The organism is Bacillus sp. Marseille-Q1617 (genome assembly GCF_903645295.1).
In the GTDB taxonomy this organism is placed as follows: Bacteria; Bacillota; Bacilli; order Bacillales; family Bacillaceae_B; genus Rossellomorea.
In genome coordinates, this window is the sequence record NZ_CAHJXM010000002.1 from 210,402 (window position 1) to 226,281 (window position 15,880).

General features: G+C 43.5%; 24 protein-coding genes. 18 read left to right on the forward strand and 6 right to left on the reverse strand.

Annotated features, from left to right (window positions below):
• The first annotated feature begins 939 nt into the window (after positions 1-939).
• The 14 genes from gvpA (at position 940) to gvpU (ending at position 7,997) form a co-directional block, all read left to right on the forward strand.
• On the forward strand, positions 940-1,200 hold the full coding sequence (gene gvpA / locus HWX64_RS12565; protein WP_175989907.1) for a gas vesicle structural protein GvpA: 261 nt from the start codon (positions 940-942) through the stop codon (positions 1,198-1,200).
• Positions 1,201-1,263: 63 nt separating this feature from the next.
• Positions 1,264-1,764 (forward strand): GvpT/GvpP family gas vesicle accessory protein, encoded by a 501-nt coding sequence (gvpT, locus tag HWX64_RS12570; protein WP_175989908.1) that lies wholly within the window; start codon positions 1,264-1,266, stop codon positions 1,762-1,764.
• Positions 1,765-1,803: 39 nt separating this feature from the next.
• Positions 1,804-2,295: a gas vesicle protein GvpQ gene (gene gvpQ / locus HWX64_RS12575; RefSeq protein WP_175989909.1), complete on the forward strand. Its 492-nt coding sequence runs from the start codon at positions 1,804-1,806 to the stop codon at positions 2,293-2,295.
• Between the two features lie 24 nt (positions 2,296-2,319).
• The gene (gene gvpJ, locus HWX64_RS12580) at positions 2,320-2,580 is read left to right on the forward strand and encodes a gas vesicle protein GvpJ (protein WP_175989910.1); all 261 of its coding nucleotides are present in this window, start codon (positions 2,320-2,322) and stop codon (positions 2,578-2,580) included.
• 86 nt (positions 2,581-2,666) lie between these two features.
• Complete coding sequence (gvpO, locus tag HWX64_RS12585; RefSeq protein WP_175989911.1) at positions 2,667-2,933, forward strand: gas vesicle protein GvpO; 267 nt, start codon at positions 2,667-2,669, stop codon at positions 2,931-2,933.
• 28 nt (positions 2,934-2,961) lie between these two features.
• A complete protein-coding gene (gene gvpN, locus HWX64_RS12590) occupies positions 2,962-3,876 on the forward strand; it encodes a gas vesicle protein GvpN (RefSeq protein WP_175989912.1) in 915 nt (304 codons plus the stop codon).
• 22 nt (positions 3,877-3,898) lie between these two features.
• The gene (locus tag HWX64_RS12595; protein WP_175989913.1) at positions 3,899-4,666 is read left to right on the forward strand and encodes a GvpL/GvpF family gas vesicle protein; all 768 of its coding nucleotides are present in this window, start codon (positions 3,899-3,901) and stop codon (positions 4,664-4,666) included.
• Positions 4,663-4,920, forward strand: coding sequence for a gas vesicle protein GvpG (locus HWX64_RS12600; protein WP_175989914.1), 258 nt, complete (start codon positions 4,663-4,665; stop codon positions 4,918-4,920). Before HWX64_RS12595 ends, HWX64_RS12600 begins: the two co-directional genes overlap by 4 nt.
• A 10-nt stretch (positions 4,921-4,930) precedes the next feature.
• Complete coding sequence (locus HWX64_RS12605) at positions 4,931-5,737, forward strand: GvpL/GvpF family gas vesicle protein (protein WP_175989915.1); 807 nt, start codon at positions 4,931-4,933, stop codon at positions 5,735-5,737.
• A 74-nt stretch (positions 5,738-5,811) separates the two neighbouring features.
• The gene (locus HWX64_RS12610) at positions 5,812-6,084 is read left to right on the forward strand and encodes a gas vesicle protein (RefSeq protein ID WP_175989916.1); all 273 of its coding nucleotides are present in this window, start codon (positions 5,812-5,814) and stop codon (positions 6,082-6,084) included.
• Positions 6,053-6,343 (forward strand): gas vesicle protein K, encoded by a 291-nt coding sequence (locus HWX64_RS12615; protein WP_064567977.1) that lies wholly within the window; start codon positions 6,053-6,055, stop codon positions 6,341-6,343. Before HWX64_RS12610 ends, HWX64_RS12615 begins: the two co-directional genes overlap by 32 nt.
• 34 nt (positions 6,344-6,377) lie before the next feature.
• Positions 6,378-6,710 (forward strand): gas vesicle protein, encoded by a 333-nt coding sequence (gene gvpJ / locus HWX64_RS12620; RefSeq protein ID WP_175989917.1) that lies wholly within the window; start codon positions 6,378-6,380, stop codon positions 6,708-6,710.
• 15 nt (positions 6,711-6,725) lie between these two features.
• Entirely contained in the window at positions 6,726-7,565 is an 840-nt protein-coding gene (gvpT, locus tag HWX64_RS12625; RefSeq protein ID WP_175989918.1) for a GvpT/GvpP family gas vesicle accessory protein, read from the forward strand.
• A 30-nt stretch (positions 7,566-7,595) separates the two neighbouring features.
• Positions 7,596-7,997, forward strand: coding sequence for a gas vesicle accessory protein GvpU (gvpU, locus tag HWX64_RS12630; protein WP_175989919.1), 402 nt, complete (start codon positions 7,596-7,598; stop codon positions 7,995-7,997).
• Positions 7,998-8,114: 117 nt separating this feature from the next.
• On the opposite strand, the gene HWX64_RS12635 is transcribed toward gvpU, so the two are convergent.
• The 3 genes from HWX64_RS12635 to HWX64_RS12645 form a co-directional block, all read right to left on the reverse strand.
• Positions 8,115-8,450, reverse strand: coding sequence for a hypothetical protein (locus tag HWX64_RS12635; RefSeq protein WP_175989920.1), 336 nt, complete (start codon positions 8,448-8,450; stop codon positions 8,115-8,117).
• A 468-nt stretch (positions 8,451-8,918) separates the two neighbouring features.
• Positions 8,919-9,176: a GlsB/YeaQ/YmgE family stress response membrane protein gene (locus HWX64_RS12640; protein WP_175989921.1), complete on the reverse strand. Its 258-nt coding sequence runs from the start codon at positions 9,174-9,176 to the stop codon at positions 8,919-8,921.
• Between the two features lie 76 nt (positions 9,177-9,252).
• Positions 9,253-10,725 carry a phospholipase D family protein gene (locus HWX64_RS12645; RefSeq protein WP_254871143.1) on the reverse strand — a complete coding sequence of 491 codons (1,473 nt, stop codon included), beginning with the start codon at positions 10,723-10,725 and terminating at the stop codon, positions 9,253-9,255.
• 163 nt (positions 10,726-10,888) lie between these two features.
• Between HWX64_RS12645 and HWX64_RS12650 the strand changes: the two genes are divergently transcribed.
• The 4 genes from HWX64_RS12650 to msrA all read left to right on the forward strand — a co-directional run bounded on the left by HWX64_RS12650 (position 10,889) and on the right by msrA (position 13,240).
• Positions 10,889-11,560 carry a haloacid dehalogenase type II gene (locus HWX64_RS12650; protein ID WP_175989922.1) on the forward strand — a complete coding sequence of 224 codons (672 nt, stop codon included), beginning with the start codon at positions 10,889-10,891 and terminating at the stop codon, positions 11,558-11,560.
• A 112-nt stretch (positions 11,561-11,672) separates the two neighbouring features.
• The gene (locus tag HWX64_RS12655; RefSeq protein ID WP_175989923.1) at positions 11,673-12,002 is read left to right on the forward strand and encodes a CHY zinc finger protein; all 330 of its coding nucleotides are present in this window, start codon (positions 11,673-11,675) and stop codon (positions 12,000-12,002) included.
• Positions 12,003-12,009: 7 nt separating this feature from the next.
• Positions 12,010-12,282, forward strand: a complete 273-nt coding sequence (locus HWX64_RS12660; protein ID WP_175989924.1) for a hypothetical protein — start codon at positions 12,010-12,012, stop codon at positions 12,280-12,282.
• Positions 12,283-12,286: 4 nt separating this feature from the next.
• Positions 12,287-13,240, forward strand: a complete 954-nt coding sequence (gene msrA, locus HWX64_RS12665; RefSeq protein WP_175989925.1) for a peptide-methionine (S)-S-oxide reductase MsrA — start codon at positions 12,287-12,289, stop codon at positions 13,238-13,240.
• A gap of 57 nt (positions 13,241-13,297) precedes the next feature.
• On the opposite strand, the gene HWX64_RS12670 is transcribed toward msrA, so the two are convergent.
• The 3 genes from HWX64_RS12670 to HWX64_RS12675 form a co-directional block, all read right to left on the reverse strand.
• Positions 13,298-13,819 carry a DinB family protein gene (locus HWX64_RS12670; RefSeq protein ID WP_175989926.1) on the reverse strand — a complete coding sequence of 174 codons (522 nt, stop codon included), beginning with the start codon at positions 13,817-13,819 and terminating at the stop codon, positions 13,298-13,300.
• Between the two features lie 123 nt (positions 13,820-13,942).
• Complete coding sequence (locus tag HWX64_RS22110) at positions 13,943-14,077, reverse strand: hypothetical protein (protein ID WP_303049481.1); 135 nt, start codon at positions 14,075-14,077, stop codon at positions 13,943-13,945.
• A 144-nt stretch (positions 14,078-14,221) separates the two neighbouring features.
• Positions 14,222-15,766 (reverse strand): FAD-dependent oxidoreductase, encoded by a 1,545-nt coding sequence (locus HWX64_RS12675; RefSeq protein WP_175989927.1) that lies wholly within the window; start codon positions 15,764-15,766, stop codon positions 14,222-14,224.
• Positions 15,767-15,880: the final 114 nt, after the last annotated feature.

Here is a 15,880-nt window from a genome sequence, read left to right on the forward strand (position 1 = left end):
GATTGATAATAAGAACGTTTTTTAGAAAATAAGGAGGTCGTTTCAATAATATAAATTGACCTAACAAACCTTTCGATAATAAGTTTGCCGATTTCGATAATAAACTTTTAACATTCGATAATAAAACTTCGATTTTCGATAATAAATCCAAAATGAACTTCGTAAATCAATCCTTTTTTTCTGCACATTAATAGATTTACCACTAAAATTTCTCTAAAACCATACAGGAAAGAGTGAAAATCCAAAAAATCACGGTTTTAAGGTGGATTATCAGTATAAATGCTCTGTTTCTGCTTGTTATTCCAATAAACCTTTTCAGCTGTTGTTGGCGTAATGGACGATGACTCCTGCGGAAGAAGTGAGGCATGTCAGACTTGTCCAGCTACAACGGCTATAGGCTCGAGACATAAGCCAGTGCATCCATAAAAGCACCAAGCGCCTTTTGTGGATGCACTGGCTTATGTTTTTCGCCTCTAAGAAAGCCGCCCTCCCTTTTTAACCAGCAGGAACTTTAAAGAAGTTTGTCACGGTCACTCATGGAATACAAAGTCAATCACGAAAATTAACTGCGTAATGAGAACTCATTTACACAGGTTTCACAGCTCCATATACCTCCTCAACTCATCAAACCACCCCTGAAACACAATTCATTTAAATGTAATCAATTTGTCTTAATTGACTTGTATCTACACCCCCAAATCCTAAAAATGCTTGTTAGTACTGCTCTCCATTTATTACAAATCCAGCATGTCCTCATAAAACATGTATAAAAAATTCCAGTTTGTTTCAAGTTCTTTCCATAGCAGGTTTTAGGTTGGATAAATCGAGGTAAACACGTTGTAAACCGAATAACAAATCGCAGTGAAAATTGACCTTTGACAGCGTCTGACTGAAGAAAATGATGAATCAGACAACTTCCATTAAGAGAGGAGTGAAAGGATGAGTATTCAAAAGAGTACGGATAGTTCCAGTCTCGCTGAAGTAATTGACAGGATTTTGGATAAAGGGATCGTAATCGATGCCTTTGCAAGGGTATCCCTTGTGGGTATTGAAATCCTCACAGTCGAAGCAAGAGTAGTCATTGCAAGCGTGGACACTTGGCTGCGCTATGCTGAAGCAGTCGGCCTCCTCCGCGATGAGGTTGAAGAAGAAGGGCTTGCCAGACAGGAAAATGATAGAAACAAACAATTCAGCATTTAACGATAGAAATAGAAGTTGCTAACCATTTTTAAATAAATCAGTTTTAAGAAAAGAGGATGAAACATGGCAGAAAAAGAAAAGCAGGAAAAACAAAATCAGGAAGAACAAAATCAGCAAGATCAAACCAACCAAACTGAATCAAAAGACGGCGGGCGTTCAAATATGAACGTGAATTACGCCATCATCGGCGGAGTTGTCGGTGCAGGTGTCGGGCTGCTCAGTCATCCCGGCACCGGAAAAAAGATTGCCGGCAGCCTGGGTAAATCCGAAGTCGTTCGCATCGCAGGGAACGAACTGCGCAGAACGGCCCAGGAGTTCATTACGGAACAGGCCATGATCACATTAAGGCAGACGGCTGCGGGATATGTAAGTAAATATGAAAATGGGCTATTGCCATTCAATAAGAAAAAGGAAGAGGAGAAAGCCCAAGAAGAGCAGGAAGAAACTTCGTCTTCTGCGCAAAACGATGAAATTGAAGAAATCAAAGAAGAAAACAAGAATCTGAATGAGCGATTGGAACGCATCGAAGAAATGCTCAGCAGCCTTGTGGAGTCAAAAAAATAACGGTTCAACTGAAATGGGCGTTTCCGAAGGGGGAATGACATGGGTAAGTCAGCAGCACAAAAAGCAGCCGGTAAGATGGCTGAAACAATCGTCGAGTACACCCCGGAACCGGTCAAGGACAAGGTAAAAGACAAGGTGAAGGAAAAAGCCAAGGAAAAATTTGTGGAAGGCGTCCAGGACAAAGTTGAAGGCGGTATTCAATCAAAAGCCAATGAGGCTGCTGAAAAGCTTCAAAAAGCGAAGGATAAAAATGCAGAAAATGTTCACACGAAAGCGGAGGAAGCGAAGGAAAAAGTACAGGAAGTTCTGCTTTCAGTCCGCGAGAAGTTAGGAAATGCCAAGGAAGCCGGTGAAGAATTTCAAGATAAAATCTCTTCATCGAAAAAAGACAAGACCAAATTGAAAAGTGTCTCGGACATCAAGGGAGTAAGTGATATCAAGAGTTCCATGAACATCAAGAGTTCCACGGATATCAAAAGCTCCACCAACATTAAATCGTCGACTGACATCAAAACGATCAGTTCAAGGTAAAAGCACCGAAGGGAGATTTTTTAAATGGCAATTCAAAAAACAACAGACAGTTCAAGTTTAGCAGAGGTAATTGACCGTATTCTCGACAAAGGTATCGTCATCGATGCGTTCGCAAGGGTATCAGTAGTCGGTATTGAAATATTAACAGTTGAAGCGAGAGTCGTAATCGCCAGCGTCGACACATGGTTACGTTATGCAGAGGCAGTTGGGCTGCTTCGTGATGATGTGGAAGAAAACGGCCTTGCAAATCAGGAAAATGAAAGAAGTTCACAATTTAGTATTTAATGCATGATGGAAAGGGGAAGTTAAAAAGGGGATCCGAAAAAGGATCACCCTCCCCATTTTTTTATGTCTAGAGTAAGGAGGCCATTATGAAGATCAAAGAAATCATGGGAAATGTATCCGATTTCTTCAATGAACACGTAGCTCCCGTCCATAAGATTACTTCAGTAGAAGTAAGGGAAGAGGAGGGCTGGCGTGTGATTGTGGAAGTAATTGAAGAAAAGGAATACATGAAGAAGTACGCCAAAGATGAAATGCTTGGCACGTATGAAGTCCTTCTTGATAAAGACAAGGAAGTCATATCGTTTAAACGCCTTGATATTCGTTACAGAAGTGCGATCGGACAGGAAATGTAGCGGCAAGTGAGTAGGAGGGAAAACCAACGTGACAGTCTTAAGGAACAGTATCAAAAAAGACAGCAGGGCCATCGTGCAGGATGAGGAAACGGAGGAATTGATGACTCGTTCGCTGCACTATCTTAAAGCTGGTTACCCTGTGCATTTTACAGGCCCCTCAGGAGCCGGGAAAACCTCCTTTGCGCTCGCTTTAGCCAAGAAAAGAAAGCGGCCCGTCATGCTCATACACGGAAATCATGAATTAAATAATAGAGATTTAATCGGTGACTTTACAGGCTATACAAGTAAAAAGGTTGTCGACCAGTATATACGCTCCGTTTATAAAAAGGATGAAAGCGTAACAGAGACCTGGAGGGACGGCCGGCTGCTCGAAGCGGCTAAAAATGGCTATACACTTGTTTATGATGAATTCACGAGGTCGCAGCCGACCACGAATAATATCTTTTTATCGATTTTAGAAGAGGGAGTCATCCCTTTATACGGAACGAAATTAACGGAACCGTTTGTGAAGGTCCATCCGGATTTTTCAGTGATTTTCACCAGTAACCCGGCAGAGTATGCAGGGGTTTATGATACCCAGGATGCCCTGTTGGATAGGATGATCACCATCCCGGTCGATTTCATGGACAGTGAACGTGAAGCGATGATCGTATCGGAGAAAGCGGACCTGGTGATTGAAGAAGCCCGGACCATTACGTCGATCATTTCTTCATTAAGAGAACAATGTACAAAGGAAAACGAACACGGACCAAGCTTGCGTGCATCCCTGATGATTGCAAGGCTATCCATTGAATTAGACATTCCCATAGACGGTGAAAACAAAGAGTTTCAGCGCCTATGTATTGATATAGCAGGTAACAGCGTGAAACGCGGCATTGAAGCCGATAATCCCAGAGAAAAAGCGGAACAATTGATCATAGATGCATGCGTAGGCATGAAGTGATATACAAAGGAGAGTCTTACTCATGAGCCAAGAGAATGGAATTTATGTATTTTGCGCAATTCAGACAGATAAGAAGGAAGAATCGTTCGGGTCAGTGGAGTTAGAAGGAGAAAAGCGTGACGTCTTCACAATCACTTACAAAGATGCTGCGATGGTGGCGGCTGAAGTACCAATGAAGATCTATCATCCGAAGAAAGAAAATCTCTTGATGCATCAGGAAACGGTATCAAAAGTGATGAGCGAGAATGACACGGTCATTCCAATCAGCTTCGGTAACGTTTTTCAGAGCAAAGAGGATGTAGAGGCGCTGCTTGAAAATCTTTACCCTCAATTTGAAAAGCTCTTCCCGGCCATCAAAGGAAAAATTGAGATAGGTCTTAAAGTGATCGGTAAGAAAGAATATCTTGAAAAAATGGTAAAAGAAAATCCTGAAATGGTAAAAATGTCTTCTTCCGTGAAAGGTAAATCAGAATCCGCTGCTTATTATGACCGCATCAAACTTGGCGGCATGGCGCAAAAGCTCTTTACTTCCCTTCAAGAGGAAATGAAGAGTGAAATTTTCGAGCCCCTGGAAGAAACAGCCGAAGCTGCAAAAGCAAATGAGCCTTCGAGCGAAACGATGCTTCTCAACGCAGCATTCCTAATCGATCGCGATAAAGAAGAAGCATTCGATCAAAAAGTGAATGAAGCTCACGAAAAGTGGAAGGATAAGGTCGACTTTCATTACAGCGGACCATGGCCGGCGTATAACTTCGTCAACATCCGCTTAAAGGTAGAGGAAGCCGGATGATCCATAAGTTGGTCAGTGCGCCAATTAATATGGTCATTAAAGTCGGTGAAAAGGTTAAAGAAGAAGCAGATAAAGAATTATACGACCTTCCTACCATTCAGCAAAAGCTGATTCAGCTTCAAATGATGTATGAGCTTGGTGAAATCCCTGAGGAAGCCTTTCAGGAAAAAGAAGACGAATTGCTGGCACGATATGAAATCGCGAAGCAGCGTGAGATGGAGCAATGGGAAGAATTGACGAAGAAGAAAGAATGAGGGTGAAAGAATGAGCGACTTACATTATTTATATGGCTTGATACCAACGAACGAAGCAAATGATCAATCGCTTCCCTCTATAACGGGTTTTGATGGTGAGAGCGATCTTTTCACCATCGAGGTTGGAGATGTGACAGCCATTGTGTGCACGATCGACTCCGATAAACATTCGGAAGAAGACTTAAAGGATAAGATTGAAAATGATATGGAATGGCTGCAGGAAAAAGCATTCCATCATCATGAAACCGTATTGATGGTGTCGAAGATGTATACCATCGTCCCTTTGAAATTCTGTACGCTTTACAAGAACGAGGACAGCTTAAAGGACACCGTAGAAAGCAACCGCAATAAGCTTTTGAGCACCTTCTCGAAGTTGAAGGGCAATGAAGAATGGAACCTCAAGATCTTCTGTAATGACAAAGAGCTCAGGGAAGAAGTGAGTAATAGCAATCCGGCGATAGAAGAAAAACGACAAGAAATCAGTGAATTGCCGAAAGGAAGGCAGTTTTTTGAAAAGAAAAAAATCGACCAGCTGATCGATCAAGAGCTCGAGAATGAAAAAAACAGGATTTGTGAAGAAGTCCATGAAAAGCTTAAAGAAAAGGCACTCGAAGGCAGTGTGAAGAAAAACTGGGGTAAAGACGTCACTGGGCGCCAGGAAAACATGGCATGGAACAGTGTGTTTCTGATTGAGGAAGATAAAGTGGATGACTTCATCAGTGAAGTGAACCGATACAAGGAAGAACTCGAGAAAACAGGCTGGAGTTTCGAAGCTTCGGGTCCTTGGCCTCCTTACCATTTCTCAAGTTTTTCATAAATTTGCCTGTTTCAAGAAGCGCCACTGAGGGAATTTAAAGAAGTATAAGAGAGAATAGAAAGGGATTGTGAGCTATGACAGTAAGAGAATCGATTGAGAACAAAGATATTGCACTTATAGACATTTTAGACGTGATTCTCGATAAAGGTGTAGCCATCAAAGGAGACCTCGTGATTTCGATTGCAGGTGTCGATCTCGTCTATTTGGATCTTAGGGTATTAATTTCCTCGGTGGAAACACTGGTACAGCATAAAAACGGAACACGCAAAGAAATCAACTCTGAAAAGCTTGATAAAGAAAGGGAGGAATTGATTCATGCAACAGGTCAGCCAGACAAATGGACGTAGCAGGATCAACTTCGATTCAAATAATCCCGAGGACGGATTGGCACAGCTTGTCCTCACAGTCATCGAATTAGTAAGGCAAATCGTAGAAAGACATGCCATGCGGCGTGTGGAAGGCGGCACACTCACAGATCAGCAGGTTGAGGATCTGGGCGTTGCCTTGATGAATCTAGAGGAAAAAATGGAAGAATTAAAAGAAATTTTCGGTCTTGATGCAGAAGACCTTAATATAGATCTCGGGCCGCTGGGAAGCTTGATGTAAGTACCTTCCCGTTGAGCCAAAGGAGGACAACAACATGGCTATGGAACATTCAATGCAGTCAAATACCATCGTGGATGTTTTAGAGAAAGTCTTGGATAAAGGGGTTGTCATCGCCGGAGATATTACGGTCGGGATTGCCGATGTCGAGCTCTTGACCATCAAAATCCGTTTAATCGTCGCTTCTGTCGATAAGGCAAAGGAAATCGGCATGGACTGGTGGGAAAACGACCCTTTCCTAAGCTCCAAAGCGGCTGACAACAATACACGAGCTCTTGAACAAGAAAATAAAAAGTTACAGGAACGCTTGGAGTCACTTGAGAAAAAGATGGATTCAAATCGTTTAAAAACTACTAATCAATCAAACTAATCGGAGGGTTTAACCATGGCAGAAAAAAACACAAAAGTAGAAGATACTACTGTAGAAAATCAGGATAAGAAATCAACAAATGAAAAGAAAAAAAGAATGAGCGGTCCCATCAGGCGCACGGTGGCAGGAAGTGTGCTTGGAGCTACAGTAGGATACCTGGCTACCCCGGAAAACGGGAAAAGGCTGCTTGATTCAATTGATCAGGAAAAGTTAAAGAGCAAATCCCTGGATTTTGGTAAAGCAGCAAAGGAAAAATCAAGAAGTGCGGTCACTTCGTTGAAGTCTTCAACAGCCGGTCTGTTCAAGCGTGATAAAAACACGGAAGAAAATGAGAATATGGAAGAAGAAAATGGTACAACACTAAGCTCAGACCAATCTGACGATCAAGAGACAAACAGCGACAAAGACTATGAATCTCTTAAGCAAGAAAACGATCAGCTAAACGACCGCCTTCAAAAACTAGAAGATATGCTGACAAAACTCACTGAACAAAACGAAGATGCAGACGAAGAAGACGAAGATGAAGAAGAAGAATCCAAATCAAAGAAGAGTACGAAAAAAGCGTCCAAGAAAAAAGCGGATGATGAAGAAGAGGATTCTAAAGAAGACTCAGACGACAACAATGAAGACGATGATTCAGATGAGTCAAAGAGTGAAGACGACTCTGAAGATGAGAATGAAGATGATGAAGATGAAGACAATAAGGATGATAAGAAAAAAGGCAAATCAGGATCATCTAATAGCAAGAAACGCTCTACCCGTAAATCATCAAAATCAAAAAAATCATCTAAAAAGGAAGATGAAAACGAAGACGAAGAAACCACACTTTCAAGCGATGACGACACATCTTCTTAATGGATAGACAGTCAGGAGGGAATAGTTAACATGAGCTTAGGATCTGGTGCAAATAAAGATTCAATTCTGGAATTTTTTGTACAGGCAGCTAATAAGCATGATTTTACATTGGACATCACCCTGAATGTAAACGGGGCTGTCATCACAGGAACGCTCATTTCTGCTAAAGACTACTTTGACGCATTGAGCGAAAACTTTGAAGATGGCAGCGATGTTGCGCAGAAGCTGAGTGAAGAACTTGTTAAAGCAGGTGAGCAGGTCGATGAGGGCGCCCTTAGTGAAGCCAATTTCATTCACCTGAAAAATACGAAAGTATACTGCGGCGACAATAAGCCTACTCCTTCAAAGGGGAAGATCCTCTGGAGGGGCAAGCTGAGTGAAGTCGATGGATTCTTCTTAGGGAAGATATCTGAATCAAAAAGCATTAAATAAAAATGAGATATAAACAAGCGCCCAGGGTACAGCCTCTGGGCGTTTGTTTGTGGAATAAAGGTGAAACCCTTTATTGAGTTTTTTAAGTGGTAGAGAAGCCTTTAAGGGCTTTTTTGCTTATTTTATGTTTACTTCCTTGATCGTACTCACCTTGTTGTTTCGGAAGCTGATATGTACTAAAGAGTTGGGAGAGGCTCCGTCCCATACATAACTCACTTGATGGGCTTTCGTTCCGGATTCCCCCGTCTCCCCCTGCTGCTTCCCTTCTCCGCCGATGATGTCGATGACCTCATCCAGCTCCATCCCTTTCGTAATTTGCGTGAATTCCTCCAGGGTGATGTCAGGTGAAAGTGCTTCTTCACTAGATTCCGGGCTGGAGTTGGAGCTTGTGCATGCAGTCAAGGCAATGAACAGGATGGTGATTATGAATACACCGTTTAACTGTTTTTTCATGTTAGATTTCTCCTTTTTTAATGATTCATTTATTGATGTAACCGAGGATAGATGAAAATTGTTTCGAATGTGGACGGTTTTTTTAAAATAGTGTATCTGAGAAATTGTAAAAATACACCATGAGAGTTGGATGTTTCTATTCATTTGAAGAGGTTTTTTTCCTTTTTTAACGGGTAAATAATACATAAAAAAGGAGGTTGCCTTTTATGAAACGTTTAATTGGAAGATTGATCAAATGGGGACCTATCATCTACCCGATCTATAAGAAATACCGCAATAAGAGAAGATCTCGTAAATCGATGACGTATTAATGTGAAAAACAGCCTGCGGGCTGTTTTTTTTGGTGGAAGAAGAGTGGTAAGGGTGCACATCAGGGAGTGGTTAATTAATGGCGCAATAGGTACCGTCAATTGTATTCCATATAAAAAGCTCCCCGAGATGACTCGGGGAGCTTACAAATCGTATAGATTAATGTGATGTTCTTCTCATTCCTCTTAACAGCAAGCTTAGAAGGAATACGAAGATAATGGCTCCGATCAATGCCGGGATAATCGCGATTCCTGCCAGTGACGGACCGAAGCTTCCCAGTAATTCACCGCCGATCCATGCACCGATGATACCCGCGATGATATTTCCGATGATTCCGCCTGGAACGTTTTTACCTAAGATTAGACCGGCTAACCAGCCAATGATTCCTCCAACGATTAAATATAAAATGAAACCCATAATTATTACCTCCAATTGTAGTTTTAGTATGATGTATTGTTACTGTTTATTTTCCCTTTTATCAGGAATTCAAACCTTAATACGTGGTCACTTGGAAGATTTTTTGCAAAAAGTACATGATGTATTTAAATGCAGGAAGTTTGTCCTGATACTTTTCATAATCAACCGTATACGTGCCATCCTCGTTATTCCAGATCCGCTTGAAATGGCTGTCAATGGAGCGGATGAATTCACTATCTGTAGATGAGACCAGCTTGATGTTTTCCTCGAGGTTGTAGTCATCAAGATTGCGTGATGTATAGTTTGTCGATCCGCCGATGACGGTGGATGTCTTCTTTCCTTTGACGTAAATGAACTTGGAATGATATTGTTCTTTGTTTGTGTCATACCAGCGGATGGTGATGTGTTCCTTGTTGAGATTATGCAGCTCGGATGCGATCGGCAGGTTGGGAAGTCCGATTTTTTCCTGGCCGAATGCATTTTGGTTCGGATCCAGCACGAGCCGCACTTTAACCTTCCGTTCTGCTGCGTCCTCTATGGCATCAATGATGTCCCGGTCTGCCAAATAAAACATCCCTATCCAAATTTCGTCCCCTTTTTCCGCCTCATCCATCGCTTTGACGACATGGTCCTGGACCTTGCTTTCAGTGAGGATCTGCGCCTTCACGGGTGGTCCTTCCCCCGAACCGGCAGGCTTGATCAGCTTATCCAGCTCTTCATTTGTCGGAAAGGCACTTTTATCACCATCGGAATAAGCAGCGACGGCTCTTTCGGCTTTTACCATGTCCTTCAGGATCTCCCCCTTCACCTTGAAGGCAATATTCGAATGAAACCCGCTCGCATCATGGGGGTTGGCTGAGAGGATCAATCCGGCATCCTCGGTGATGACCGTTTTCCTGTGATTCGCTTTTACGTTCAGTAATTTTAAGTAAGACCGTGCCGTCACTTTTGGAGCTGAAGGGGCCATAGGGTTCGGGAGCCAGCCGATTCCTTCCTGTCCAAACCATCCGAGGGCGGCCCTCCAAATTGATGAATAGATGATATTGGGGTCGCGGAGACGGTTCAAGTCCGTATAGATGACTTCTGCCCCGAGCTTTTCGAGAGGCGCTATTTGATGTGCAGTATGTGAACGGTAGGTCGTATTGACATGATCTGTAATGAAGACAACCTTCAAGTCAGGCTTCTTCTCCATTTGTTCCTGTATCTTTTTTGACAAATTTTCGCTGAGCTTGGGATAAGGCCGTTTGCCATCTGTATAGCCGTTGACGAGGAAGAGGTCAAGGACGAGAAAATCGTCTGCTTCTTCAATGGTTTTGTATACTTCATCAAAGATGGAATGGTCATATACTTCCTTGCCGTTCTTTTCATACGTAAGGTCGTACAAAAATTCAACATCTTTTTGAGGAAGTGTATAAACGTCCCCTTCATACGATATGCCCGGTGGGAGAGGCTTCACCCGATGATAGAGCATGAGTGCAGCAAGAATAAGAATGACGGCTCCGCCAATCCACCAGTTTTTCTTTTGATACCACTTTTGCTTCTTCTTCAATTGAATTCCCCTGTTCTTGTTTTTTTCTTACTATACCCTTTACGGTGGGAATAGAATCCTGTTTGAAACAGGTTTGCCACAAGGGCTATCAGTTTGTTTATAACGATATCTCCTATATGATGATGGTAAGAAATCTATATACCGATTGCAGGGAGGAAGAGATATGACGAAGCCGAAGATAAAAGCGTTTGTATTCGACGCCTATGGCACGCTGTTCGATGTACATTCTGTTATTGAGAAATGCAATGAATTGTTTCCCGGCAAGGGGGAGACAATCAGTGGGATTTGGAGGCAGAAGCAGCTTGAATACAGCTTTTTGCGCCAGCTGATGGGCAGATACTCGACGTTCTTTGAGATTACGAGGGATGCACTCCGTTACGCCTGTAAAGAGTCAGGTGCCGAGATCTCGGGCGAAACAGAAAAAGAATTGTTGGATTCTTATCTTAAGCTGCAGCATTATGAAGAAACGGAAGAGATATTGGAGGAGCTGAAATCCTATCAAACAGCGATCTTCTCCAACGGATCACTTGATATGCTGTCTCCGTTGGTCGAACAATCCCCGTTTGCTTCATTGCTTGATGAGGTGCTGTCCGTTGATGAAGTAAAGCAGTTCAAACCCACTCCGATGTCTTATCAGCTGGTGCTTGATAAGCTTGATGTGAAGAGGGAAGAGGTCTTGTTCATGTCGTCGAATACGTGGGATATCGCAGGTGCTGCAAGCTTCGGCTTCTACACCGCCTGGATCAATCGTCAGGGAAAGGAAATGGACGAGCTGGGAGTCAAGCCTGATTTTGTATTTCAGGATTTGCGCGGGATTCTGGATCTGGCGGAATAAGTGAATGGATACCAGCCGCTTCGGTTGGTATCCCATTTTATTTTTTTGAAAGGTAAACGGATCTTTGATGGCGAAAATGTAGAATAGACCGATCAAAAGGAGCTGTGTTGGAATGGTGCCTGAAGAAGTTGTGGTTAAGGGAGTAGACGTTGATCCGAAGACCAGATGCCGTCATTATCATAGTGAAAAAGATATCATCGCGATAAAATTCAAATGCTGCCATACATATTATCCATGCCATCTTTGTCATGAGGAAACGGCCGGACATGAGCCTGTGCGCTGGTCGAAGGATGAATGGAATATAAAAGCGATATTGTGCGGGGAATGCCGGAATGAACTGACGGTCCTGCAGTATATGAATTGCCAATCGGTCTGCCCGTATTGCAAGTCTTCTTTCAACCCGGGTTGTCAGACTCATTATCATCTTTATTTTGAAGGGTGAGGGAAGAATGAAGCAAACGAATCTGTCAATTGGCAATCAAAGAGTTCATTACAAAACGGCAGGTGTCTTGTTAATACATGCTTCAGAGCCTGCTGAGCTAGGGGATTCAAGAGAAAAAGGTATCCGTTCATTGAAAGAAAAAGTTTCTGATGCAGAGGTTCATCAGAAAAAAGGCGGTCACAATCTTCACTGGGATGACCCTGTTGGAATCGGGGACATGGTCAAAAATTTTACGGGAAGTATAGAAGATAGATATGTTCCACGTGAAACCAAGGAGTGATGAAATGGTACATGAGAAAGCGACCTTCGCAGGCGGATGTTTCTGGTGCATGGTCGAGCCTTTTGACGAACAGGAAGGCATCATCGATATCCGCTCCGGCTATACCGGAGGGGAGACTGAGCATCCAACTTATAAAGAAGTGATATCGGGCGATACGGGTCATGTTGAAGCAGTTCAGATCACATTCGACCCCGATATGTTTCCTTACAAAAAGTTATTGGACTTGTTTTGGCAGCAGATTGATCCGACAGATGCGGGCGGCCAGTTCAAAGACCGCGGCGAATCATACAGGACGGCAATCTTTTATCATATTGAATCACAAAAGGAGCAGGCGATACAATCAAAGAAAGACCTTTCGGAGAGCGGCCGATTCAATGAGCCGATCGTAACGGAAATCCTTCCAGCTGTAACCTTCTATGAAGCGGAGGAGTATCACCAGGATTTTTATAAGAAAAATGCCTTCCGATACGCCTTGTACAAGAGAGGGTCGGGAAGGGAAGAGTTTAAGCGGACATATTGGCCTGCTGATCGTTCGCATCTGCGCGTATCGTTGAGCGATATGCAATACTATGTCACCCAGGAAAATGGGACGGAACCTCCTTATGAAAATGAATATTGGAATAATACTGAAGACGGTCTTTATGTCGATGTAGTAAGCGGCGAACCGCTGTTCACTTCGAAAGACCAATATGACAGCGGGTGCGGATGGCCCAGTTTTACGAAACCGGTGATGGACGCGAGTGTGAAGGAGAGATATGACCTTTCACATAAATCGACACGCGTGGAAGTGAGAAGCAGGGAAGGTGGTTCCCATCTCGGCCATGTGTTCACGGACGGACCGGGACCTAAGGGACTCCGGTACTGCATCAATTCTGCAGCTCTCAGATTCATCCCGAAGGAACGGTTGGAAGCTGAGGGATACGGGGACTTTTTGATTTTATTCAATGGAAAAAAATAAACGTGTCCGCAAGGGATTCTGCGGGCACGTTTTACGTATCGGGTGGCGATATACTCTTTATTTTACTTTTTCTTCTGCCTTTTCAAACAGGTTTTCGACGCCCTGGACGCGCTTGATGGATGTGATTGTTCCCTGGTGCAGCCCCTCATGCCAATTGGCAAAGGAAAGCACTTCTCCCAAAGTAGTGAATGTAACGGTTCCCAGGTCGAACGGCTTTTCACCCTGTTCATCCAGACGGCCGGTGTATGCCTCTTTCACTCTTTTCGGCTGATCTTCAAGCAGGTCGCGAAGCTCCTTTAAAGACGGAGGAGTCAATCCGTCCTCCGCCCATGTCAAAGGACTTGTGTTGAAGCCGAACAGCTCATTGTAATGAGCGGGGATTCCTTTTCTTTCATTTTCACCAGCAAAAGAATGAAGAAGGTTTTCTTGTGATAATAGGATATGTCCGAGATTCCAGCGGATCGAGTTGCGGAAACCCTCAGGCATTCTGTCAGCCTGTTCTTCAGTTGTCGCATCTAAAAAAGCGAGTGTCCGCATTCGGATGAAGTCCATTTGTTGAAACAGCATATGTTCTTTCATGTCATATTCCTCCCAAAAAAGTGTGCTCTTTTGGTATTCGGGATAAACGGTTGATATTCCTCTTGTTGAATGGAAAATAAAAAAGCGCCCTTGAATCATCAAGGGCACCAGTCGAAAGTTTGATCAGTCTTGAGGACGGTTTTTTTCCGGCTTGACCCGCCCGGTTGTAAACTCCACTAATTCAGAGCTTGTGCGATTTCCTCTTTTAGCATTGGTATTTGCCTGTGCATTGCGGTTTCCCTGCTTTGTGCGGCCCATACTTTCCCCTCCTAAAAAAATACTCTTGCACTTATAGTGTTGGAACGAACTCCAGGAAATATTCCTTCATATCATTGCCAAGCTGGCGTCAAAAACTGACATATTTCTTTATGATCCGTGATATTTCCCGGGCTATATTCGACGTTATTTGAGTTGATCCTCCATTCGAGTCAACGGTTCTTTGGCTGGACCTTCAATAACGGTCCCGTCTGTTGAGAACCTTGAGCCGTGGCAAGGGCAGTCCCACGTGTGATCACCGTGGTTCCATGAACACTCGCAGCCCATGTGGGTACAGGTGGTATCCACCACGAAAAGCTCTCCATTTTCGTTTCTGTAACCGCCGCATCGTCTGCCGTTCACTAATACGATGGCTCCTTCTCCATTCTGTATGTCATCTGCTTTTTTGGTCGGGATATCAAGCTTTCCTTTCACCAATTGTGCTGCCACATTGGCATTTTCCTTCGCGAATCGTTTAATGCTTGGGTCCGCTTTGAACCGTGATGGCGTAAAGAGATCTTTGTATAGATTATGATTACCAAGTACATGATCGGAAAGGATCTGCCCGGCAAGTGTCCCCAATGTCATGCCCCATTTTCGAAAACCTGTAGCAACGAGAATGGCAGGGTGCTTTTTAGTTAAAGGGCCTATGTAAGGAACCTTATCCAAGGTAGTGAGGTCCTGTGCAGACCATCGGTACTTCACTTCCTCGATCCCGAGGACTCTATTTCCGAAGTCTTCAAGTGCATTGTAGTGTTCCATTGTGTCTTTTCCCTGCCCCGTCTTGTGGTTATCGCCGCCGATCAGCACAAGTTTATCGCCATTCTCATCTTCTGTGTAGCGAAGGGAGCGGGTAGGGTCTTCAGCACTGAGGTACATTCCGCCTGGGTACTCTTTAGTTGTTTTAACTCCAAGTATATACGACCGGTCAGGCTTAAGACGGGCGAAGTAGCCTCCCATCCCATCATAAAATGGAAAATGAGTGGCGATCACTACGTATTCGCTGTCGAGGTGATAACCGTCTTCCGTCACTACCTGTGTACTTTCTCCTTCATTGATCGTCTTTGCCAATGTCTGTTCGAAAATTTGTCCGCCGTTGTTAACGATACTGTCCACAAGAGCCTTGAAATACTTTAAAGGATGGAACTGTGCCTGATTTCTCATAATCACGGCATTTTTTATCTGAAGGTCGATCGGCAGCTGTTCCATCAGTTCTGTATCGATCCCCAGTTGTAGATAGGCTTCAAATTCCTTCTCCACCTTTTTCTTGTATTCATCGGTAGTGGAATAAATATAAGCATCCTGTTTTGTGTAATCGCAGTCGATGTTCTCAGACTGAATGGTGTTTTCCATGAAAGAGAGTGCCTTCATATTTCCTTCGTAATATTTCTTTGTGTATTCTTCTCCGAAATGATTGATCAGTTCGTCATAGATCAGCCCGTGCTGGGCAGTGATTTTTGCCGTTGTATGCCCGGTGGTACCATTGATAAGCCGGCCGGCATCAATCAAGGCGACTTTTTTACCGCCTTTTGCCAGCAGATAAGCAGTTGTGATTCCGGCGATCCCTCCGCCTACAACGGTTACATCCGTCTTGATGTTTTGTGAAAGCTTCGGAAATATAGGAAGATGGGCTGTTTCCCGCCAAAATGGCTCGGGTGGCTGGTTAAATGCATTATTGTTATTAGTGTCCATGGATTTGCTCCTTTTTTTACGTTTTTACACATTTTTCCCCATTGTCGGAAGAATAAGCAGAAATTTGGAAAAGAAATTAAAAAGAGACTGACCCATAAGGGCCAATCTCTGATG